General features: G+C 57.2%; 2 protein-coding genes and 2 pseudogenes. All 4 read right to left on the reverse strand.

The annotated features are described in order from the left end of the window. Positions 1 to 248: pseudogene (locus ACIQ2T_RS12800) on the reverse strand (N-acetyl-gamma-glutamyl-phosphate reductase); the annotation flags it as partial. Continuing rightward, positions 245 to 1174, reverse strand: a complete 930-nt coding sequence (locus ACIQ2T_RS12805; RefSeq protein WP_397591139.1) for an NlpC/P60 family protein — start codon at positions 1172 to 1174, stop codon at positions 245 to 247. The pseudogene ACIQ2T_RS12800 and the gene ACIQ2T_RS12805, both read right to left, overlap by 4 nt. Positions 1175 to 1220: 46 nt before the next feature. Continuing rightward, positions 1221 to 2609, reverse strand: coding sequence for a leucyl aminopeptidase family protein (locus tag ACIQ2T_RS12810; RefSeq protein WP_397591140.1), 1389 nt, complete (start codon positions 2607 to 2609; stop codon positions 1221 to 1223). Positions 2610 to 2812: 203 nt separating this feature from the next. After that, positions 2813 to 3163: pseudogene (locus tag ACIQ2T_RS12815) on the reverse strand (FAD-containing monooxygenase EthA); the annotation flags it as partial.

A 3163-nucleotide genomic window follows, 5' to 3' on the forward strand; every position in this document is an offset into this window, starting at 1 on the left:
GCGGTCGATGCATCAATGATTCGGGTGTGGCTGGACGTGGTCATGGCCACCGCCTCTTTCGCGGCATCATCTGGCAAGCAGAGGATGACGAAATCGGCGTCGTTCAATGCTTCGCGCTTGGCGGCGGGGTCTTTGCGCTTGTCATCGTCGAGCGTGATAAGCGTAAACTCTGCGCGTCCAGCAAGCCGGTCGGCGATCTCAAGCCCAGTGGTGCCCGCTGCCCCGTCGATGAAGATAGATTTGTTCAAAACGCAACCCGCTTACGTGCCAATATCGCGGCCGCATGCTCGGCAAAACGCGCAGCTGCATCGGCCAATGGCTCGACACTGACCGCCATTGCGGTGCCATTGGCGTGAATGATGTTTTCGGCGTCCGCCATGATCCCAACATGCCCCGGGAAGAAAACCAGGTCACCGCGCTGCAGCGCTGCGCCTTCTGGCAAATCCGCGCCAAAATCCGCTTGCTGCATATCCGCATCGCGTGGGGCCATAATGCCCTTTAAGCCAAAGACCAACTGCACTAGGCCAGAGCAATCAATGGCATTGCCACTACGTCCGCCCCAGCTATAGGGCGTGCCGATCAACTGCTCAGCCAAATCAGCGGGCGACGCTGCGACGCTTCCAATTTCCGACAGATGCGCGCGCGGCACAAATCCATTTTCGCACGCCAGATAATTGCCACATTCGCTCGGCGCGCCACACAGCAATTGCGCGCCCATTGGGTAGCGCGCGAGGACGCGCGCTTTGGCCGATGGCGCAGCCACCAATAACGTCGCTGCGGCGCTGACAATATGCGTTGCGTCAAAATCATCGCCGAGCTCGGCAAAGCGGACATAGCCCAAATAATTGTCGTGCAGGCAATAGCCCCATGCCCAGTCACCCGCGACATCAAGAACGGCAAATTCCTCGCCATGCATAAGCGCGCTGACGGGCATTGAGGTCGCATGGGCCTCGGCATAAATTTCAGTTACCGGCGCAATACCGGTGCGCAGCATGGGCACCGCATAATGCGGCGCAAACAACTTTCCGGCCAGACTGATATCGGCAAGGTCGCCACGGATCGGCGTTGTGCGCTTATCTCCCACAAGGCTATGCCCGCTTAATGTATAAATAGGCCGTTCACCCGCCTGTATATGACCGTCTACCAACTGTTTATGTCCCTGCCCTGCGACCATGTTCCCGCGCCTAGGTCCGGGAACACATCAAATGATTTATGGCACCCTATCGCGCCGGATATGTTTCCGCCAGATAGCGGAAGACCGCACGCAATCCAAGGGCCTCTCCACCCTTTGGCCTGCCGGGCTTGCTGCTGGGTCGCCAGGCGAATGTATCAAGATGCACCCAAGGCACATTGTCGGGGACAAATTTCTGCAAAAACAACGCGGCGGTAACTGCGCCTGCAAATCCGCCGCCACTGTTCGACATGTCGGCGATGTCGCTATCGAGCATTTCCATATATGGCGCCCAAAGTGGCATGTGCCATAAGGGGTCCGTCGCCGCTTTCGATGCGGCAAGCAGGCCAATCGAGACGCTGTCATCATTGCTGAACATTGCCGGTAGGTCTGGCCCAAGCGCGACACGCGCCGCACCGGTCAGCGTGGCGAAATCAATGATCAGTTCCGCCTTATCTTCCATCGCTTTGGTCAGCGCGTCGGCCAGTACCAAGCGTCCTTCGGCATCGGTATTGTCGATTTCAACGGTAATGCCCTTGCGGCTTTTAATGATATCGCCCGGCCGCATGGCGTTGCCCGATATGCTGTTTTCTGCAGCGGCCACAAGTATATGTAAACGAACGGGCAAATGCGCCGCCATGATCAGCTCGGCCAGCGCCAATGCATGCGCCGCGCCGCCCATATCCTTTTTCATCAAGCGCATGCCCGTCGAAGGCTTGATATCCAACCCGCCAGTGTCGAAGGTAATGCCCTTGCCCACAATCGCAATACGCGGGTGGCGCGGGTCGCCCCACTCAAGCTCAATAAGACGCGGCGCATGTTCACGCATGGCCGCCTTGCCAACCGCGTGAATGAGCGGATAGCCGGTTTCCAGAGGCTCGCCCGCCGTCACCGTAACCTCCGCCGTATGCGCCTTTGCGATCCGTTTTGCCTCCGCCTCCAGCGCGTTTGGCCCAAGGTCCCCCGCTGGCCGGTTCACAAGGTCGCGCACCAATGCCGTCGCGGTTGCCTGCAACGCGGCCATGGCAATGCGCGCAGGCTCCTTCACCAACAAAACCCGTGGCCCGGTCAGCTTTGGTTCGCTCAGATATTCATGGTAGCGATATTGCCCCAGCATCCAGCCAAGCATAGCCTCGCTGGCATCATAATCGGCCAGCCGATATGTACCTTCGGGCAAGCTGTCCGCCAGCTTTGCCAAATGCCACAAGCCCGGTGCCGAAACATCAGTAACACCCGCCGCCACAGACCATTCGCCCGGTTTATCAGCGGGCAAGATAGCTATATCGTTGGCGCCACCTTCGAACTTCTGTGCCTTGACCGCAGTGCGCACGGCATCAGGTTGAAGCGCAAGCCACGCTTCAAATCGGCTTTTGTCGGTCACATGAATGAGGGTGGCGGCCTGCCCGTTGTCAGGCTGAATTAAAGTGTCATACTGCATATACGCAGCGATAGCGGCAATGACACGCGAACGGGAGAAGTTTTAGAAATCTCCCGCATTTTTTATGTGCATGGTTATGATTGCAAACACCGGGCTATCGCACGTCCAACCCCTGCACCGAACAGCCCGAGCAAATGGCTGCGGCTATTCGGCTTTGCTGCCCAGGACAGCTGACGGGCGTTATAAGCGCCCGTCAGAGCGCATCATTCCGCTGCGATCAAAGTCTCTTCGGCTTCCCGATGTGCGCCAGCGAAGGCGGGCGCTGAAAATATCATAACGCCATCGTCAACCGGATCTTGGGTCAGAATTTTCTTCTCAGCCGTATAATTTTGCAGAACCCGCCATGGATGACGATCACCATTTTTGGGCAATGAGTCGAAACTACGTGCGAAATAGCCAGAGCTAAAATCGGTTACGAATGGCAGCTTTGGCATATCGGGATCATCAAGAACCGGTGTTGCCACAAGCGCGTTTTTATCGTCCATTTTCCAAAGCAAGCGGCAGACATAATCAGCGACGATATCGGTCTTCAACGTCCATGACGCATTGATATA

This window comes from Sphingorhabdus sp. (assembly GCF_044357595.1).
Taxonomy (GTDB): Bacteria; Pseudomonadota; Alphaproteobacteria; order Sphingomonadales; family Sphingomonadaceae; genus Sphingorhabdus_B.

What these genes read in the sequence shown, in the direction of transcription:
- ACIQ2T_RS12805 (WP_397591139.1), bottom strand. Translation starts at nt 1,174, where the DNA reads ATGGTCGCAGGGCAGGGACATAAACAGTTGGTAGACGGTCATATACAG.
- ACIQ2T_RS12810 (WP_397591140.1), bottom strand. Translation starts at nt 2,609, where the DNA reads ATGCAGTATGACACTTTAATTCAGCCTGACAACGGGCAGGCCGCCACC.